The sequence below is a fragment of the Methylobacterium sp. V23 genome (genome assembly GCF_002917135.1).
Lineage (GTDB): Bacteria > Pseudomonadota > Alphaproteobacteria > Rhizobiales > Beijerinckiaceae > Methylobacterium.
The window spans coordinates 125788-144308 of sequence record NZ_PDHT01000009.1 but is presented as its reverse complement, the minus strand read 5'-3'; the positions used below and the strand labels follow the sequence as shown (position 1 = coordinate 144308).

The window sequence follows — 18521 nt, the reverse complement described above, 5'->3', positions numbered from 1 at the left end:
GTGGATGGATACCGGGGAGCGAATGGATACCGGGAAGTGGATGCCGGGAGGGGCTGCCCGGAAGGGGATGCCGGGAACTGGCCGGGCCGGAACGCCCGTCGCGCCGGGCGCTACACCGGATCGCTCACGCTGTCACGGCGCCCCGCGCGCGGACGTGGCATGCCGTCGTCCCGGCAGGCCGCGGTGCCCGCCGGCGCATGGGCCCGGAAGAAGGCGGCCAGATGGGCGAGGCCGTCGGCGCGCGGATCGCTGGTGCGCCAGGCCAGGGCCACGGTGCGCCCGGGCCCATCGACGTCGAAGCTGCGCGTCACGGTGAGGCCGCTGGGATCGGGTCCGGAGGGGACCGCCAGGGCCGGGAGCAGGGTGTAGCCCGCCCCCGCCGCCACCATCGAGCGCAGGGTCTCCAGGCTGGTGGCGTGGCGCCCGGCGGCCGAGCCGGCTCCGCAGGCCGCCACGGTCTGGTCGCGCAGGCAATTGCCCTCGTCGAGCAGGAGGAGGTCGGGGCCGGCAATGTCGGTGGCCCGCAGGGCGCCGCCCCGGGCGAGGGGATGCTCGGCCGGGCAGGCGAGCTGGAACGGCTCGACGAAGAGGGGCGACACGGTCAGGCCCGAGGCCGGGACCGGCAGGGACACGAGCGCGGCATCGATGCGGCCGTTGCGCAGGCCCTCCAGAATCTCGGCCGTGCGCGCCTCGCTCAGGGCGAGCGCCAGGAGGGGGAATTCCTGGCGCAGGGTGCGCAGGATCAGCGGAAACAGGTAGGGCCCGAGGGTCTGGATCGCCGCCAGGACGAGGCGGCCGGTCAGCGGCGCGCCGCGCCCCTCGCTTGCCAGCACCAGGAGGCGCTGGGCCTCCGCCATCACGATGCGGGCCTGCCGCACGATGGTCTGCCCGGCCGGCGTCAGCATCACCCGCCGGTTGCCGCGCTCGAACAGGGCGAGGCCGAGGAGATCCTCCAGCTTGCGGACCTGGACGCTCAGGGTCGGCTGGCTGACGTTGCAGCGCTCGGCGGCTCGGCCGAAATGCATCTCCTCCGCCACGGCGACGACGTATTCGAGATCCCGCAGGGACAGGCCGGACATATTCATAGGCGATGCCTATCATTGCGTTCGCCACGATGCATTAGCCAAATCGCCCGCGGCGGGTCATAAGGCTGTCTCAGAACCATTCCAGGCTTTCTGCGAAGGTCTGGTTTTCTGCCAAGATCTGGATGCGGCCATCGCCGCGTCGATCGATTCCGAGCGAGAGAGCACCGCATGAGCGATCAGCGCCCGATTCTCACCACCCGTCAGGGCCACCCGGTTCGCGACAACCAGAGCACCCGGACGGTGGGCGAGCGCGGCCCGGCGACCCTCGAGAACTACCAGTTCATCGAGAAGATCACCCATTTCGACCGTGAGCGCATTCCGGAGCGCGTGGTGCATGCCCGTGGCGCCGGCGCGCACGGCTATTTCGAGGCCTATGGCAAGATCGGCAACGAGCCGGCCTCCAAGTACACCCGCGCCCGCGTGCTGAACGAGACCGGCGTGAAGACGCCGATGTTCGTGCGCTTCTCCACCGTGGCCGGCGCCAAGGAGTCCCCTGAGACCGAGCGCGATCCGCGCGGCTTCGCGGTGAAGTTCAAGACCGTCGACGGCAACTGGGACCTCGTAGGCAACAACCTCAAGGTTTTCTTCATCCGCGACGCGATCAAGTTCCCCGACATGATCCACGCCTTCAAGCCGGACCCGGTGACGAATCGCCAGGAGGCGTGGCGCTTCTTCGACTTCGTGGCCCAGCACCCCGAAGCCATCCACATGGTCACGCACCTGAAGTCGCCGTGGGGCATTCCCGCCAACTATCGCGAGATGGAGGGCTCAGGCGTCAACACCTACAAGCTGGTCAACGACCAGGGCGAGGCCGTGCTCTGCAAGTTCCACTGGGAGCCCAAGCAGGGCATCCGCAACCTGACCTCGGCGCAGGCTTCCGAGATCCAGGCCAAGGATGTCGGCCACGCGACGCGCGACCTGTACGACAACATCAAGGCCGGCAACTTCCCCGAGTGGGAGTTCTGCGTGCAGATCATGCCGGACGGCCCGAACGACCACCTGTCGTTCGATCCCCTGGACGATACCAAGCTGTGGCCCGTAGAGGATTTCCCGCTTCTGCCCGTCGGCCGCATGGTGCTGGACCGCGTGCCGGACAACTTCTTCGCGGAAGTCGAGCAGTCGGCCTTCGGAACCGGCGTCCTCGTGGACGGCATCGATTTCTCGGACGACAAGATGCTTCAGGGGCGGACGCTGTCCTACTCGGACACGCAGCGCTACCGCGTCGGCGCCAACTACCTGCAGCTGCCGATCAACGCGCCGCAGCCGGGCGTGAAGGTCTATTCGAACCAGCGCGACGGGCAGATGACCTACGGCGTCGACGGCACGGGTCCGAACAAGCACATCAACTACGAGCCCTCGACCCTGGCCGAGGGCCTGCGCGAGGCCCCGAAGCCGGCGCGTGACTACCACCAGCCGGTCCAGGGCAACCTCGGCCGCTACCAGACCTCGCGCACCGAGGACGACTACACCCAGGCGGGCGTGCGCTACCGCTCGTTCCAGGATTGGGAGCGCGACGACCTGATCGCCAACCTCGTCGGCGACATGAAGCAGTGCCCGGAAGCCATCCAGCTGCGGATGGTCTGGCACTTCCTCCATGCCGATGAGGATTACGGCCGCCGCGTCGCCGAGGGTGCGGGCATCGACCTGGAGAAGGCCCGTGCCCTGCCGCCGCTGCCGGGTCGCGCGGCTCCGGGCAAGCGTCTTCAGTCCGAGACCTACACCGACGGCAGCCAGGCCCACAGCATCGCCGCCGAGTAAGGCCCAGGTCGTTTCGGGGCGACCCCAAGTCGTCCTTCAGTGACCACCAGTCGTCCTCGGACGACCCTCAGAGCCCCGCCGGGTCGCAGGACCCGGCGGGGCTTTTTCGTGGACGCCGCAACGCATCGGCGAGCCGGGCTTCTCGGTTTGCCGGCGTCGGAGTGGGGGAGGGACTGACGGGAGACCGCCGTCACCGGGGCCCGTGGCCACAAGACCTTCTTCCGGCCAATGCTGGATCAACGCAATACTTTGACAGCAGAAGTCTTTGATGATTGGAGAAACAGGCGGATTTGACGCCAATTAGAGCGTTGTCCGCGAAAAATCTTACCCTCTCTTCATCTGTGTCGACGATCAATGACGCGAGGGCGGCCTCCGGTTGCCGGCCCAACGAACGGATTGAGATCGGCATCGACCATGACCGCCCCGCCACCTGTCGACGTGAGCATCGAGCGCGATCAGGTCAGCGACGTCCTGCGCGGTGTGAACGCGACCCTGGTCGCGAACCTCTTCGTGTCGTGCTCCCTGGCCGGCATGGTCTGGCACCTGGTGCCTCATGCGCAGATCCTCGGCCTGCTCGCGCTGAATGCCGGGATCAATGCCGGCCGCGGCCTGCTCGTCCGGGTCTGGCTCCGGACGGATCTGCCGCTCGCGGCGCCGGGCCGGGTGCTGACCTCTTGCTGGATCGGGGCCCTGCTGTCGGGGCTCTGCTGGGCCGCGGCGCTCGTTGGCCTCGCCTATTACGGACAGGCCTACACGATCTCGACCGGCCTCGCCTTCCTGAGCGTCAATGCCGGCGCGATCATCCAGAACAAGTTCGCCCGAGCGCCGGCCGTCGCGTTCGTGCTGCCGAACCTCACGATCCTGATCCTGCTCTTCCTCCTCGACCGCTCGTTCGGCGCACAGATCGTCGCCGTGAACCTCATCCTGCTGACGGCGCTCCTGCTCCACTGCGCCAACGAGCAGGAACGGCACTACCTGCGGACGAAACGCCTGACCTACGAGGCGGTCGCGCTCACGGAGTCGCTGAAGGCGGCGAACGTTGCGGCCGGACATGCGATGCGCTGCCTCGCGCATTCGGCCACGCACGATCCCCTGACCGGGCTCGTCAACCGCGCCGCCTATCGGGAGGCCTTTGAGGCCCGTCTGGCCCCGCCCGACACGACGACGTTCTGGATCATGATGATCGACCTGGACCGCTTCAAGCGGATCAACGATCGGTTCGGGCATGGTGTCGGCGATACGATCCTGGTGGAGGTCGGGACGAAGCTGCGCCGGATCCTCGGGCCAGGTTCGGTGGTCGCCCGCCTGGGTGGAGACGAGTTTGCGGCGCTGATTCCGGCCGGTCCCGGCGATCCGGAAGGCGAGTGCCTGGCGCAGGCGGTGGTCTCCGGCCTGGAGAGCCTTCTCCTGCCCTCCGGGCAGACGCTGCAGGCGGGTGCCAGCGTGGGCCTCGCCCACCACCCCCGCGACGGTCGGACCCGGATGGACCTGCAGATCCACGCGGATCTCGCCCTCTATGCCGCCAAGGCGGAGGGGCGCGGCACTTGGCGGCCCTTCCGCGAGGCCATGGCCGCACGGGTGAAGGCGCGTCACGTCATCGAGCGGGATCTTCCCGAGGCGCTGGAGAGCGGAGCGATCCAGGCCTGGTTCCAGCCGCAGCTGGACTGCAGCACCGGGCGGGTCATCGGATTCGAGGCGCTCCTGCGCTGGAAGCACCCCGCTTTGGGCTGGATCTCGCCACCGGACGCGATCGCGGCCGCCGCCGCGACCCGGCGCTCGCAGGACCTGACCCGGACCATCCTGAGGCAGTCCTGTCGCATGGCGCAGCTCCTCGAAGGCGGCGGTCACGACGCGGCCGTGGTCTCGGTCAACGTCTCGCCCACCGAGTTCGGGGCCTATCCGCTCGCCGAGATGGTGGCGGCGGAACTGGCCGCCCACCGTCTGTCCGCCACCCGGATCGCCCTCGAGATCACCGAAGAGGCGGTCTACTCGAACGAGCGCGGCGGCAAGGACGTGGATGCCCTCGTCGACATGGGGGTGGGCATCATCGTCGATGATTTCGGGGTGGCGTATTCGTCGATCGGATCGCTGCGCGACCTGCGCTTCGACAGCCTGAAGGTCGACCGGAGCTTCATCCAGCGGATCGTCGACACGCCCCAGGACCAAGTGCTCCTGGAAGCCATCCTGGCCTTCGCCCGCACCCTCGGGGTCAAGGTGCTGGCGGAGGGGGTCGAGACGCGGGCGCAGTTCCAGCTGCTGCGCCAGCTCGGATGCCCGGCCGTGCAGGGCTACCACTTCGCCCGGGCCATGCCGCCGCAGCAGGCCCTGGCCTGGATCACCGGGAACGATCTCGTCGCACGCCTCGCCCGGCAGGGCTGGGCGGCCGGCGGTTGGACGATCGCGGCGCGCCGGGTGGTCGCGGCGGCCTGATCGTCGACCCGTAAAAAAGGCCCGCTCGATCGCGCGAGCGGGCCTGATGATGCGAGGGACCGGCGCGCGGGGCGCCGCCCAGATCCGACTCGGCGCCAATCTAGCGCCGCGTCAGCCTTACTCGGCGGCGGTCTTCGCGGCGCTCTTGGCGGCCTTCTCGGCCTTCCGGGCATCCTTGTTCGCCTTCGAGGCATCGGCCTTGGCGGCCTTCTCGGCGGGGCGATCGGCACGCTCGACGATACGGGCGGACTTCCCGCGACGGTCGCGCAGGTAGTACAGCTTGGCGCGACGCACCTTGCCGCGGCGGACAACGGCGATCGAATCGATCAGCGGCGAGTAGAGCGGGAACACGCGCTCGACGCCCTCGCCGTAGGAGATCTTGCGGACGGTGAAGCTCTCGTTGAGGCCGCCGCCGGAGCGGGCGATGCACACGCCCTCGTAGGCCTGCACGCGGGTGCGCTCGCCTTCCTTCACCTTGACGTTCACGGTGACCGTGTCGCCGGGCTGGAAATCGGGGATCGTCTTGCCGAGCGAAGCGATCTGCTCCTGCTCGAGCTGCTGGATGATGTTCATGGTCAAGTTCCTGCCGGTGCGCGCCCGGGATCCCCGGATGGGACCGCGTGCGTCAGGATTTCGGCATCCTGTTTTGAATTGAGGCGGGCCATACACGAGGTGCGGCCGCTTGTCCAATAGCCGGCAGCCGATCCACGCGGGCGCGTCTCCCGCGAACCGGTGCGGTTGAGAAAATCCCGCGCACGGTCCACATGGGGAGAGCGGCGGCGACGTCCGCCGCCATTCCCGGCCGGCCTTGAACCGGCGCAGCGGACGAGGATCCTGTCCACCATGTTCATCCAGACCGAAGCCACCCCGAACCCCGCCACCCTGAAGTTCCTGCCGGGCCGCGTCGTCCTGCCCGAGGGCACCTTCGAGGCGCGTGATTCCGACGCCGCCGCCCGCTCGCCCCTAGCGAGCCGCCTGTTCGACGTGCCCGGCGTCAGCGGGGTCTATCTCGGTCACGACTTCATCTCGGTTACCAAGGCCGAGGACGACAACCTCTGGCCGCAGGTGAAGCCGGCCGTCCTCGGCGCGATCATGGAGCACTTCCAGTCCGGTGCGCCGGTCCTGGCCGAGGGCCACGTCGCCGGCAGCGAGGATGCCGAGGAGTTCTTCGATCCGGCCGACATCGAGACGGTCGAGACCATCAAGGACCTGCTCGAGACCCGGGTCCGCCCGGCGGTGGCCGGCGACGGCGGCGACATCACCTTCCGGGGCTACAAGGAGGGCGTGGTCTACCTGGAGATGAAGGGCGCCTGCTCGGGCTGCCCGTCCTCCACCGCGACCCTGCGCAACGGCGTGCAGAACCTGTTCCGCCACTTCCTGCCGGAAATCCGCGAAGTCCAGGCGATCTGACCCGTCCGAATTCCGGCGGGCCGACGCAAAGCCGCAACAGGTTCGCCCGAATCTCTTCACGATGGCCGCTCCGCCCTGACGGAGCGGCCGTTTTTGTCTTAAACTCGTGGCCCCGGGCGCCCCTGCGCGATCCGGGTGTGTGGCACGTTCGGGAGTGAGTTTGCGTATCCTCGCCATCGACACGGCGCTCGACGCCTGTTCCGTCTGCATCGCCTCGGATTCGACCGACGATCTCCTCGCGCACGAGTCGATGATCCTCGGACGCGGCCATGCGGAGGCGCTGCTGCCGATGATCGAGCGCGTGGTCGCCCGGGCCGAGGGCGGCTTCGAGGCCCTCGACCGCGTCGCGGTCACGGTCGGGCCGGGAAGCTACACGGGCCTGCGGGTCGGGCTCTCGGCGGCCCGGGCCATCGGCCTGGCCACCGGCATCCCCGTCGTCGGCGTCACCACCCTGTCGGCCCTGCTCGCGCCGCTGCTCGCGCAGAACGGCGAGGGCCTGATCGTGGCCGCGATCGATGCCCGGCACGGGTCGGTCTACCTGCAGGCCATGAGCATGACGGACGGCATCGTCGTGCCGCCGAGCCACCTTCCGGTGGTCGAAGCCGCGGCGATGCTCGACGGCGTCGTCACCCTGGTCGGCTCCGGCGCGCCCCTGGTTGCCCAGGCCGCGAAGGCGCGCGGGCTCAACACGGCGGTGGCCGGCACCGGAGCGGCCGAGATCGCCTGGGTCGCCTCGCTCGGCATGCTCGCCGACCCCGCCCAGGCGCTGGCGCGTCCCCTCTATCTCCGCGGTCCCGACGCCCAGCCGCAAGACCATGCGAGGCTCGCCCGCCGATGACCCGTTCGCTGACGCCGTTCTGGCCCTTCGAGGTCTGGTCCGCCTGGTGGGAAGCCTGGGGCACGGCACCCTACGTCACGCTGCTGCGGGATTCCGGCCAGGCGCGGGCCCTGGCGCGCATCCACGCCACCGCCTTCGCGCGCCCCTGGGACGCGCACGAGTTCGAGCGCATGCTGTGCGAGCGCTCCACCGAGGCCCATGCCCTGTGGAAGAACGGCGCGATCCAGGGCTTCGTCCTGTCGCGACGGGCGGCCGACGAGGCCGAGATCCTCACCGTCGTGCTGGCGCCGGCCGCGCGCGGGGGCGGCCTCTCGCACAAGCTGATCGCCGCCCATCTCGAACACCTCGTCCAGTCCGGCATTCGGACCGTCCATCTCGAGGTCGACGAGGGCAACGCGCCGGCGCTGAAGCTCTACGCCCGCCACGGCTTCCAGCAGGTCGGCGAGCGGACGGGGTACTACACCCGGGCCGACGGCGCGCGGGCGACGGCGCTCACCATGACGGCGGTGCTGGCGTGATGCCAGCCGGCACGCGCTAGGCCGCCGATGTCCCGCCTCGGCGCGTATGGCCGCCTGGCGCTTTGCGCCGTGGCGTTCCTCGTCATCGTGGGGCCGCACCTCCTCAGCCTCCGCTTCGGCCGCGGCCGCATCGCGGCCTGGATGCCCGTGCTGTTCCACCGCGTGTTCGTGGCGCTGTTCGGCCTGCGCGTGACCCAGAGCGGCACGCCGCCGGAGGCCGGCGAACCCGCGCTCGTGTTGTCGAACCACGTCTCCTGGCTCGACATCATCGTCCTCGGCTCCCTGCGGCCGCTCTCCTTCGTGGCGAAATCCGAGATCGCCGGCTGGCCGGTGATCGGGACCCTGGCGCGGCTGCAGCGCACGGTGTTCATCGACCGGGCGCGCCGAGCAGACACCGCCAACGTCAACGCCACGGTGGCGCAGCGCCTCGCCCGCGGCGACCTCATCGTGCTCTTCGCCGAGGGCACCACCGGGGACGGCACCCGGCTGCTGCCCTTCCGCTCCTCCCTGGTCGGCGCCGCCCGGGCCGCGGTCGCGGGGGAGGGGCCCGCCCGCATCCGGCTGCAGCCCCTGGCCATCACCTATCCCCGCCGCAACGGCCTGCCGCTCGTTCGCAAGGAACGCCCCGATGTCGCCTGGTACGGCGACATGGAACTGGCGCCCCATCTCGCCGCCTTCTTCGACGGCGGTCCCATCGATATCCACGTGGTCTGGGGCGCACCGATCGCCGTCGAGGCCGGCACCGACCGCAAGCGGGCCACCGCCCTCGCGGAGGCCTCGGTCCGCGCCGCCCTCCAGCGCGGCGTCACGGGCCGGCCGCCCCTGGGGCCGGTCTGGCCGGGTCACCGGATGCGCCCCGACGTCGAGGATGGCACATTGCCGGAGCGAGGGATCGCGACGCCGCAGGCGAACCGTGCTATGCGCGGCGCGGAAATGCTGTCACCGGAATCGGACTGTTGAAGAAAGCCTACGTCAAATCCTACGGCTGCCAGATGAACGCCTACGACGCCGCCCGCATGGCGGACGTGCTGGGCGCCGAGGGCTACGCGGCGACGGACGCGGTGGAGGAGGCGGATGTCGTCATCCTCAACACCTGCCACATCCGCGAGAAGGCGGCCGACAAGGTCTATTCCGAGCTCGGCCGCCTGCGGGTGCTCAAGGGTGAGCGGGCGGAGGCCGGGCACGAGACCCGGATCGTCGTCGCGGGCTGCGTCGCCCAGGCCGAGGGCGCCGAGATCCTGGCCCGCGCGCCCACCGTCGACGTGGTGGTCGGCCCGCAGAACTATCACCGCCTGCCGGATCTGCTGGCGCGCTCGGCCACGAAGCGCGTGGTCGACACCGAGTTTCCCGTCGAGGACAAGTTCGACCACCTGCCGGCCCGCCGCACCCACGGGGTGACCGCGTTCCTCACCGTGCAGGAGGGTTGCGACAAGTTCTGCGCCTTCTGCGTCGTGCCCTATACCCGCGGCGCCGAGGTCTCGCGCTCCGTGGACGCGATCCGGGCCGAGGCCGAGAAGCTGGTGCGCGGCGGCGTCCGCGAGATCACCCTGATCGGCCAGAACGTGAACGCCTATCACGGGCTCGGTCCGGACGGCGGCAGCGCGACCCTGCCGGCGCTGATGCGTGCCCTGGAGCGCATCCCCGGCCTCCTGCGCCTGCGCTACACCACCAGCCATCCCAACGACATGGACGACAATCTGATCGCCGCCCACGGCAGCCTGCCGGCGCTGATGCCCTACCTGCACCTGCCGGTGCAGTCGGGCTCCGACCGGGTGCTCAAGGCGATGAATCGCAAGCACACCGGCGACGCCTATCGCCGCCTGATCGAGCGGGTGCGCACGGCCCGGCCCGACATCGCCCTGTCCTCGGATTTCATCGTGGGCTTCCCGGGCGAGACCGAGGCCGAGTTCGAGGACACGATGCGGCTGGTGCGCGAGATCGGCTTCGCCAGCGCCTTCTCCTTCAAGTACAGCCCGCGCCCCGGCACTCCGGCGGCCGACAGCGCCGATGCCGTTCCGGAAGCCGTGAAGTCCGAGCGCCTCGCCGCGCTCCAGGCCCTGCTCGACGCGCAGCGCCACGCCTTCAACGCCGCCGCGGTCGGCCACGTGGTCGAGGTGCTGGTCGAGAAGGCCGGCCGCCATCCCGGCCAGGTCGCCGGCAAGACGCCCCATCTCCTGCCGGTCCAGTTCGATGCGCCGACCTCCACCATCGGCACGGTGGTGCCGGTGCGGGTGATCCGCGCCGGCTCCAACAGCCTGTTCGGCGAGGCCGTCGGCGGCACCGCGGCGGCGGCTTGACGGCCCATGGCGGCCCCGTCGGTCGATACGCCGCGCCGATCCGCCACTGTCCGGCGCGCCGCGGGAGCCCATCTCGGGATCGTCTGCGATGCGGCGCGGCCACGGACGGCCGGTGCGGACCTCCCTGCAACGAATGAAGGACGACGGCGTGCCAGGATCTGAAGGGTCGAGTGGACGCGGTGGCGCGTTGCGCGGGCGCGGCCCGGCGGCGCGGATCGGGGGCCTGGTCGAGACCGAGGAGGTCTCCCTGACCTTCGACGACAATCGGCTCGCGAGCCTCGTCTTCGGCCAGTACGACCAGAATGTCGCCCATATCGAGCGGCGCCTCGCCGTGACCGCCACCGCGCTCGGCAACCACCTCGTGGTCAAGGGCAGCGTCGAGGCGGCCGAGAAGGCCCGCAAGGTGTTCGAGCGGCTCTATGCCCGGGTGAAGGCGAGCGGGTTGCCCCTGACCCTCGGCGACGTGGACGGGGCGATCCACGAGACGACCCAGCAGGGCAACCTGTTCCCGGCCGCGGAGGTCAGCGCCGAGCCCGACCGGCCCGTGTTCGACCAGCTCGCCACCCGCAAGCGCGGTGCGGTGCGCGCCCGCAACGCGGCGCAGGACGCCTACATCAAGGCCCTGCGCAGCCACGAACTGGTCTTCGCCGAGGGGCCGGCCGGCACCGGCAAGACCTGGCTCGCCGTGGGCTACGCCGTGTCGCTGCTGGAGCAGGGGCATGTCGAGCGCCTGATCCTGTCGCGCCCTGCCGTGGAGGCCGGCGAGCGCCTCGGCTTCCTCCCCGGCGACATGCGCGAGAAGGTCGATCCCTACCTGAGGCCGATCTACGACGCCCTCTACGACTTCATGGAGGCGCGCCACGTCGACCGTGGCCTGCAGACCGGCGTGATCGAGATCGCACCCCTCGCCTTCATGCGCGGCCGCACCCTGACCAACGCCGTGGTGCTCCTCGACGAGGCGCAGAACACCACGTCCATGCAGATGAAGATGTTCCTCACCCGCCTCGGTGAGAACTCCCGCATGATCATCACCGGCGATCCGAGCCAGATCGACCTGCCGCCGGGCCAGAAATCCGGCCTCGTCGAGGCGGTGCGCGTCCTCGACGGCGTCGAGGGCATCGGCCGCATCACCTTCCGGGACGTCGACGTGGTGCGCCACGACCTCGTCCGCCGCATCGTCACCGCCTACGAGGCCGCGTCCCACGGGGAGGGCGACGCCGACCGCGGTCCGGTTTCGCGCCGGAGGCCGCTGTCGTGAGCACGGCGCCCGCCTGCGCGGCGGAGATCGACGTGGCCATCGAGGACCCGCGCTGGGAGGGCGTCGCGCCCGACCTCGAAGCCTTCGTGATTCGCGCCGTCGAGGCCGGCCTGGCGGTGGCCCCGGAGCCCCCCGAAGGACCCGTCGAGATCAGCATCCTGCTGGCGACCGACGCCGTAGTCCAGGACCTCAACCGGACCTGGCGCGGCAAGGACAAGCCCACCAACGTGCTGTCCTTCCCCGCGCCGGCGCAACCCGCCCATGCGGGGATGCCGGTGCCCCTCGGCGACGTGGTTCTTGCGTATGACACGATGCTGCGCGAAAGTGCGGAGCAGTCGAAGCCGCTCAGCGACCATCTGGCCCATCTCCTCGTCCATGGCACCCTTCACCTCCTTGGTCAGGACCACGAGACCGGCGAGGCGGATGCCGACGCGATGGAGGCCCTCGAGGTCGCGGCCCTCCGCACCCTCGGCGTTCCCGACCCCTATGCGCCCGACCTCCCGCCGGCAGAACCGCCTGCCGCGTGAACGGCACCACGAGCGGCGACCCCGCCCGACACTCCAGATCAGAGAGACATGACAAACGATCGAAGTCGCGGCGCGGCCCAGGCCGCGCCCAGTTCCGGCGACGGTGAGAGCCAGGCCCGCGAGCCCTGGTACGACCGCCTCCTGCACGTCTTCCATCTTCGTCCCCGCGATTCGCTGCGCGACGACATCGAGGACGCGCTGGCCGAGCCCGACACCGGCGAGAACGCGTTCTCGCCCCTCGAACGCGCCATGCTCAAGAACGTCCTCGGCCTGCACAAGGTGCGGGTCGACGACGTGATGATCCCCCGGGCCGACATCGTCGCGGTGTCGATGGAGACCAGCCTCGGCGACCTCCTGAAGCTGTTCCGGACGGCCGGGCATTCGCGCCTGCCGGTCTACGGCGAGACCCTCGACGACCCCCGCGGCATGGTCCACATCCGCGACTTCGTCGATCATATCGCCGCCCGGGCCGAGGCGGGCAGCCGCCGCCCGCCGCCCGCGGCCCCCTCCAGCGACGGCGACGGCGCGCCCGTGCTGCCGCCCCGGGCGCGCCGGGGCACGCGGGCCCTGCGCACCCTCAACCTCGCCAATGTCGACCTGTCGGCCACCCTGGCCGCCACCCGCATCCAGCGCCCCGTGCTGTTCGTGCCGCCCTCGATGCCGGCCATCGATCTCCTGGTGCGGATGCAGGCGACGCGCACCCACATGGCCCTCGTCATCGACGAGTACGGCGGCACCGACGGCCTCATCTCCATCGAGGACCTGATCGAGGTGGTGGTGGGCGACATCGAGGACGAGCACGACGTCGCCGAGGGACATCTCGTCCAGCGCGTCGACGGCGAGGGCGACGTCTTCGTGGCCGATGCCCGGGCCGGCCTGGCCGAGGTCTCGGCTGCCAGCGGCGTCGATCTCGTGGCGGCCGTCGGGGAGATGGCCGAGGAGATCGACACCATCGGCGGCCTGATCGTGACCCTGGCCGGGCGGGTGCCCTCCCGGGGCGAGCTCATCAGCGGGCCGGGCGACCTCGAGTTCGAGGTGCTCGACGCCGATCCACGCCGGGTGAAGCGCCTGCGCCTTCATCGCGGCGACGCCCGCATCACCGCCGTAGTGCCCCTGGCCCTGCCGGCGCCGAAGCCCGCATCCGAATCACCCGCCGCGTGACGGAGCCGGCATGACCTCGATCCCCGCGGACCGCGCCGGGCGCGGTCCGGCGACGGGACCGCTCGCCGCCCTGGCCCACTGGGTCATGCTCAGCGCCGGCTGGCGCCGCATCGGCATCGCGATGGCCTCCGGCGCCCTCGGCGCCCTCGCCATGCCGCCCTTCGGGCTGTTTCCCGCCCTCGTGGTCTCCCTGAGCGTCGCCGTCTGGCTCGTCGACGGGGCCGCCACGGGGCGCAGGGCCACGCGCGGTGCGGTGCTGGCCAGCGCGGTCATCGGCTGGGCCTGGGGCTTCGGCTATCTCACCGCAGGCCTGTGGTGGCTCGGCTCCGCCTTCCTGGTGGAGGCCGAGGAATTTCTCTGGGCCCTGCCCCTCGGCGTCGTCGGCCTGCCGGCGGTGCTGGCGCTGTTCTACGCCTTCGGCTTCGCGCTGGCCCGCCTGCTCTGGACGCGGGGTGCGCTGCGCCTCGTCGGCTTCGCCCTCGGCCTCTCCGCCTGCGAGTGGCTGCGCGGGCATCTCTTCACCGGCTTTCCCTGGAACACCCTGGGCATGGCCCTGGGCCAGAACCTCTGGCTGATGCAGGGCGCGGCCGTGGCTGGGCTCTACGGCCTGACCTTCCTGGCGATCCTCGTGGCGGCCGCCCCCGCGACCCTGGCGACCGCCCATAGCTGGTCCAGCCGCTACCTTCCCCTCGGACTCGCCGGCCTCGCCCTCGCCGGGCTCGCCGGCTACGGCGCCCAGCGGGTGCCGGCCGCCGCGGATCCGCTGGTCCAGGGCGTGCGCCTGCGCCTCGTCCAGCCGAACCTGAACCAGGACGCCAAGTTCCGGCCGGAGAACCGCCAGGACATCCTCGACCGCTACCTCGAACTCAGCGACCGCGCCGCCGCGCCCGACCGCACCGGCATCGCCGACGTCACCCACGTGATCTGGCCGGAATCCGCCTTCCCGTTCCTGATTCAGCGCGATCCCGAGGCCCTGGCCCGGGTTGCCGCCGCCTTTCCCCCGGGCAAGCAGCTCATCACCGGCGCGGCCCGGGCCGAGGTCCCGGTGGGCGACGAACGGCCGCGCTTCTTCAACAGCATCCTGACGATCTCGGCCGGTCCGAAATTCGGCGACATCTACGACAAGGTGCACCTCGTGCCCTTCGGCGAGTACCTGCCGGCCCCCCTCGACGCGACCCTGCGGGCCCTGCACATCCGGCAGTTCGTCTCGATCCCGGGAGGCTTCACGGCGGGGGACCGGGCGACCCAGCGGATCATGACCGTGCCGGGCCTGCCGCCGGTGGCGGCGACGATCTGCTACGAGGCGATCTTTCCGGGCGCCATCGTTCCGGGGGCGAGCCCGAATGGTCCGCCGCCGGTGCCGGGCCTGATCCTGAACCTGACCAACGACGCCTGGTTCGGCGATACGCCGGGGCCGCGCCAGCACCTCGCCCAGGCGCGCCTGCGCGCCGTGGAGGAGGGGCTGCCCCTGGTCCGCGACGCCAATACCGGCATCTCGGCCGTGATCGACGCCCATGGCCGGATCACCGCCAGCCTGCCCCTCGGCGTGGAGGGCGTCCTCGACGCCGATCTTCCGGAGCGCCTCCCGGGACGGACCCTCTATGCCCGCCTCGGCGACCTGCCCTTCGGTCTGGTCTGGGTCGGGACCTTCCTCACCCTCCTGGCGGCACGGCGGCGAAGCGCGTGAAGACCACCCTGCCGGTCACGGCCCGGCCGATCCTCCTCGGTCTCGGCATCATGCTGGTCGCCTTCAACATGCGCCCGGCCCTGACGACCGTCGGCCCGCTCCTGGAGCGCATCCGGGCGGAGACGGGGCTCAGCGCCGCCGGGGCCGCCCTGCTCACCACGCTTCCGGTGCTCTGTATCGGCCTCGCCTGCACCGTCGGCCCCTGGGTGATGCGGCGCCTCGGCTCCGATCGCGGCGTGCTCCTCGCCGTGGCGGTCGTCGCCCTCGGCTCCGGCCTGCGCGGCCTCGGGGGGCTGGGGCCGCTCTTCGTCGGGGCCTGCCTCGCCGCCCTGGGCATCGGCCTCTCGGGGGTGCTGCTGCCGGGCCTGGTCAAGCGCGACTTTCCGGGCCTGACGGGTGTCGTCACCGGCCTCTACACCATGGTGCTCTGCCTCGGCGCCGCGGCGGGCGCGGGCCTGTCGGTCCCGCTTGCTGACGGCCTCGGCGGCTGGCCCGCCGCGCTCGCCCTCTGGGCCGTGCCCGCCCTCGTGGCCACCCTCGCCTGGGCGCCCTTCGCCCGGGCGCCCGAGACCGCACCCGGCGCGGCGCGGCGGATTTCCCTGTGGCGCGACCGGCTCGCCTGGCAGGTCACCGGCTTCATGGGCCTGCAATCGTCCCTGGCCTACATCATGTTCGGCTGGCTGCCCCTGGTGCTGCACGATCGCGGGCTGAGCGCGGTGGAAGCCGGCTTCGTGTCCTCGCTGATGAGCATCGGGCAGGCGCCGGCGGCGCTCCTGGTGCCGTCCTTCGCGGCCCGGGTCCGCGACCAGCGCGGCTTCGCCGCGGGCCTTCTCGCCCTCTGCACCCTGGCCCTCGTCGCCCTGGTCTATGGCCCGCTCGCCTGGGCGCTGCCGGTCGGCATGCTGCTGGGTGCCGGCCTCGGCGGCCTGTTCGGCCTCGGCCTCACCATCATCGTCCTGCGCGCCCGCGACCCGGCCACGGCCGGCAGCCTCGCGGCGATGTCCCAGAGCGTCGGCTACACGGTGGCCTCCCTCGGGCCTCTCGGCTTCGGGCTGGCGCACGACCTGACGGGCCGTTGGGCGGCCTCGACGGCCCTGTTCTGCGCCATCGCCGCCTGCGCGTTCCTGTGCAGCCTCGGCGCCGGGCGCGACCGCTTCGTGGGCCCGGCCTGAGGGCAGGGCACCGCCCGACCCCAACCGACGCAGGCGGTCGCGGCCGGCGCCATGCTCGCCCGAAGCCCATCGCCCGCGCCCTCGGGAGCGCGGGCGATGGGCGTACGTCGCGTCAGAACACCTTCTCGGCCGTGTCGCTGCGCGGCGTCGCCCCGGCGATGCCGGCCTTGGCGTCGGCCTGCTCGGCGGCGCGCTTGTCGAGGGCGCGCTCCACCACCTTGGCGATGCCCACCATGATGGTGTCGAGGACGTAGTCCTTCGGGGTGTAGACCGCCGTGACGCCCATGTTCTTGAGCACCAGCTCGTCGTCGGGCGAGATGATGCCGCCGACCACGAGCGGGATGTGATCGAGGCCGGCCTCGCGCATCTTCGCCCGGACGTCGCGCACCAGCGGCACGTGGCTGCCGGAGAGGATCGAAAGCCCGACCACGTGGGCGCCGGTGGCCTTGGCCTTGGCCACGATCTCGGCCGGGGTCTGCCGAATGCCGTCGTAGGTCACGTCGAAGCCGACATCGCGGGCGCGGAGCGCGATCTGCTCGGCACCGTTGGAATGGCCGTCGAGGCCGGGCTTGCCGACCACCAGCTTCGGGGTCTCGCCGAGGCGCTCGCCGAGATCGGCGATCAGGAGCTTGGCGTCCTGCGCCGCCCCCGAGGAGATCGTCTCCAGGGTGACGCCGGTGGGGGCGCGGTACTCGCCGAAGACCTGGCGCAGGCGTTCGCCCCACTCGCCGGTGGTGACGCCGGCCTTCGCCGCCGCGATCGAGACCGGCATGATGTTGGCGCCGGAGCGCGCCGCGGCCTCGAGCGCGTCGAGGGCCTTTTCTACCGCCTGGCCGTCGCGCTTGGAACGCCACTCGCGGATGCGCTGCTCGGCCTCCATCTCGACGGTCTCGGACACGGTGAAGATGGCGCCCTCGCCGGCGGTGAGCGGGGAGGGCTCCCCGGCCTGGAACTTGTTGACGCCCACCACGACCTGGTCGCCGGCCTCAATGGCGGAGATGCGCTTGGCGTTGGATTCCACCAGCGCGCGCTTGAGGGCTCCGGTCTCCACCGCCGCCACGGCACCGCCGATGCCGCCGATCTCCTCCAGGGCCTTGCGGGTCTCGGCCTTCAGGGCCTCGACCTTGGCGTCGATGACCTTCGAGCCGTCGAAGATGTCGTCGTATTCCAGCAGGTCGGTCTCGAAGGCGAGGATCTGCTGCATGCGCATCGACCATTGCTGGTCCCAGGGTCGCGGCAGGCCGAGCGCCTCGTTCCATGCCGGCAGCTGCACGGCGCGGGCGCGGGCGCGCTTCGACAGGGTCACGGCCAGCATCTCGATCAGGATGCGGTGGACGTTGTTCTCGGGTTGCTGCTCCGTCAGGCCGAGCGAATTCACCTGGACGCCGTAGCGGAAGATGCGCTTCTTCGGATCGGTGATGCCGTAGCGCTCCTGGGCGATCTCATCCCACAGTTCGGAGAACGCCCGCATCTTGCAGATCTCGGTGACGAACCGCATGCCGGCATTCACGAAGAACGAGATCCGGCTGAACACGTCGGCGAAGCTCGCCGCGTCGAAATCGGGATCGTCGCGCACGGTGTCGAGCACCGCGATGGCGATGGCCAACGCGTAGGACAGCTCCTGCACCGGCGTCGCCCCGGCCTCCTGCAGGTGGTAGGAACAGACGTTCATCGGATTCCACTTCGGCACTTCCTTGGTCGTGAACAGGATCACGTCCTTGGTCAGCCGGAGGGACGGCGCGGGCGGGAACACGTAGGTGCCCCGCGAGAGGTATTCCTTGATGATGTCGTTCTGGGTGGTGCCCTGCAGGCCCGCGAACGGCGCGCCCTGCTCCTCGGCCACCGCGAGATAGAGCGACAGCAGCCACGGCGCCGTGGCGTTGATCGTCATCGAGGTGTTCATCTGCTGCAGCGGAATCTGCTCGAACAGGGTCCGCATGTCGCCGAGATGCGCGATCGAGACGCCGACCTTGCCGACCTCGCCCCGGGCGAGCTCGTGGTCGGGGTCGTAACCGGTCTGGGTCGGCAGGTCGAAGGCCACCGAGAGGCCGGTCTGTCCCTTGGCCAGGTTGCCGCGGTAGAGCGCGTTCGACTCCTTGGCGTTGGAATGACCCGCATAGGTGCGGATGATCCACGGCTTGTCGCGCTTGGTCTCGGCGACCGCTGCCTGTCCGCTCATCCCGGAACACTCCCTCAAGACTGAATTTGATGTGATCTCAAATTGCTTTTGACTGCTGTCGATCACTTGCGGCGCACCCTAGCGAAGCGCGTTCGCCACGTCATCAGCACCAAAGAACATCCGGGGCGGCCCCGCTCTTCGCGCTTTCGCCGACGCCGCAAACTCACGCAAACGTGCCGCGCAGGGGGGTGCCCGCGGGGA

General features: G+C 70.7%; 15 protein-coding genes. 12 read left to right on the top strand and 3 right to left on the bottom strand.

Annotated elements, in window-relative coordinates; translation table 11 throughout:
- Positions 1-110 precede the first annotated feature (110 nt).
- Entirely contained in the window at positions 111-1085 is a 975-nt protein-coding gene (locus CRT23_RS11030; RefSeq protein ID WP_103709704.1) for a LysR substrate-binding domain-containing protein, read from the bottom strand.
- Between the two features lie 168 nt (positions 1086-1253).
- On the opposite strand from CRT23_RS11030, the gene CRT23_RS11025 reads away from it, so the two are divergent.
- Both CRT23_RS11025 and CRT23_RS11020 read left to right on the top strand, forming a co-directional pair.
- A complete protein-coding gene (locus tag CRT23_RS11025; protein WP_103709703.1) occupies positions 1254-2843 on the top strand; it encodes a catalase in 1590 nt (529 codons plus the stop codon).
- A 414-nt stretch (positions 2844-3257) separates the two neighbouring features.
- Entirely contained in the window at positions 3258-5273 is a 2016-nt protein-coding gene (locus CRT23_RS11020) for an EAL domain-containing protein (protein ID WP_181017319.1), read from the top strand.
- A gap of 117 nt (positions 5274-5390) precedes the next feature.
- Here the strand turns inward: CRT23_RS11020 and rplS are convergent, their stop codons facing one another.
- Positions 5391-5846, bottom strand: a complete 456-nt coding sequence (gene rplS / locus CRT23_RS11015) for a 50S ribosomal protein L19 (protein WP_055957797.1) — start codon at positions 5844-5846, stop codon at positions 5391-5393.
- Positions 5847-6116: 270 nt separating this feature from the next.
- Here rplS and CRT23_RS11010 point away from each other — a divergent pair, with 270 nt between their 5' ends.
- The 10 genes from CRT23_RS11010 to CRT23_RS10965 all read left to right on the top strand — a co-directional run bounded on the left by CRT23_RS11010 (position 6117) and on the right by CRT23_RS10965 (position 16141).
- On the top strand, positions 6117-6683 hold the full coding sequence (locus CRT23_RS11010; RefSeq protein WP_055957800.1) for a NifU family protein: 567 nt from the start codon (positions 6117-6119) through the stop codon (positions 6681-6683).
- A gap of 160 nt (positions 6684-6843) precedes the next feature.
- On the top strand, positions 6844-7521 hold the full coding sequence (gene tsaB, locus CRT23_RS11005) for a tRNA (adenosine(37)-N6)-threonylcarbamoyltransferase complex dimerization subunit type 1 TsaB (RefSeq protein ID WP_103709701.1): 678 nt from the start codon (positions 6844-6846) through the stop codon (positions 7519-7521).
- Positions 7518-8039 (top strand): GNAT family N-acetyltransferase, encoded by a 522-nt coding sequence (locus tag CRT23_RS11000; protein WP_103709700.1) that lies wholly within the window; start codon positions 7518-7520, stop codon positions 8037-8039. The genes tsaB and CRT23_RS11000 overlap by 4 nt, the downstream gene beginning before the upstream one ends.
- Before the next feature lie 27 nt (positions 8040-8066).
- Entirely contained in the window at positions 8067-8999 is a 933-nt protein-coding gene (locus CRT23_RS10995) for a lysophospholipid acyltransferase family protein (RefSeq protein ID WP_103709699.1), read from the top strand.
- Positions 8996-10336, top strand: a complete 1341-nt coding sequence (miaB, locus tag CRT23_RS10990) for a tRNA (N6-isopentenyl adenosine(37)-C2)-methylthiotransferase MiaB (protein WP_103709698.1) — start codon at positions 8996-8998, stop codon at positions 10334-10336. The genes CRT23_RS10995 and miaB overlap by 4 nt, the downstream gene beginning before the upstream one ends.
- 148 nt (positions 10337-10484) lie before the next feature.
- The gene (locus CRT23_RS10985) at positions 10485-11594 is read left to right on the top strand and encodes a PhoH family protein (RefSeq protein ID WP_055958148.1); all 1110 of its coding nucleotides are present in this window, start codon (positions 10485-10487) and stop codon (positions 11592-11594) included.
- On the top strand, positions 11591-12121 hold the full coding sequence (gene ybeY, locus CRT23_RS10980) for an rRNA maturation RNase YbeY (RefSeq protein WP_103709697.1): 531 nt from the start codon (positions 11591-11593) through the stop codon (positions 12119-12121). The genes CRT23_RS10985 and ybeY overlap by 4 nt, the downstream gene beginning before the upstream one ends.
- 48 nt (positions 12122-12169) lie before the next feature.
- Complete coding sequence (locus CRT23_RS10975) at positions 12170-13282, top strand: hemolysin family protein (RefSeq protein ID WP_103709696.1); 1113 nt, start codon at positions 12170-12172, stop codon at positions 13280-13282.
- Between the two features lie 10 nt (positions 13283-13292).
- Positions 13293-14969, top strand: coding sequence for an apolipoprotein N-acyltransferase (gene lnt / locus CRT23_RS10970; RefSeq protein ID WP_103709695.1), 1677 nt, complete (start codon positions 13293-13295; stop codon positions 14967-14969).
- Entirely contained in the window at positions 14966-16141 is a 1176-nt protein-coding gene (locus CRT23_RS10965; RefSeq protein WP_245436130.1) for an MFS transporter, read from the top strand. The genes lnt and CRT23_RS10965 overlap by 4 nt, the downstream gene beginning before the upstream one ends.
- A 112-nt stretch (positions 16142-16253) precedes the next feature.
- Here CRT23_RS10965 and CRT23_RS10960 read toward each other — a convergent pair whose 3' ends face one another.
- Positions 16254-18320, bottom strand: coding sequence for a protein meaA (locus CRT23_RS10960; RefSeq protein ID WP_055957826.1), 2067 nt, complete (start codon positions 18318-18320; stop codon positions 16254-16256).
- Positions 18321-18521: the final 201 nt, after the last annotated feature.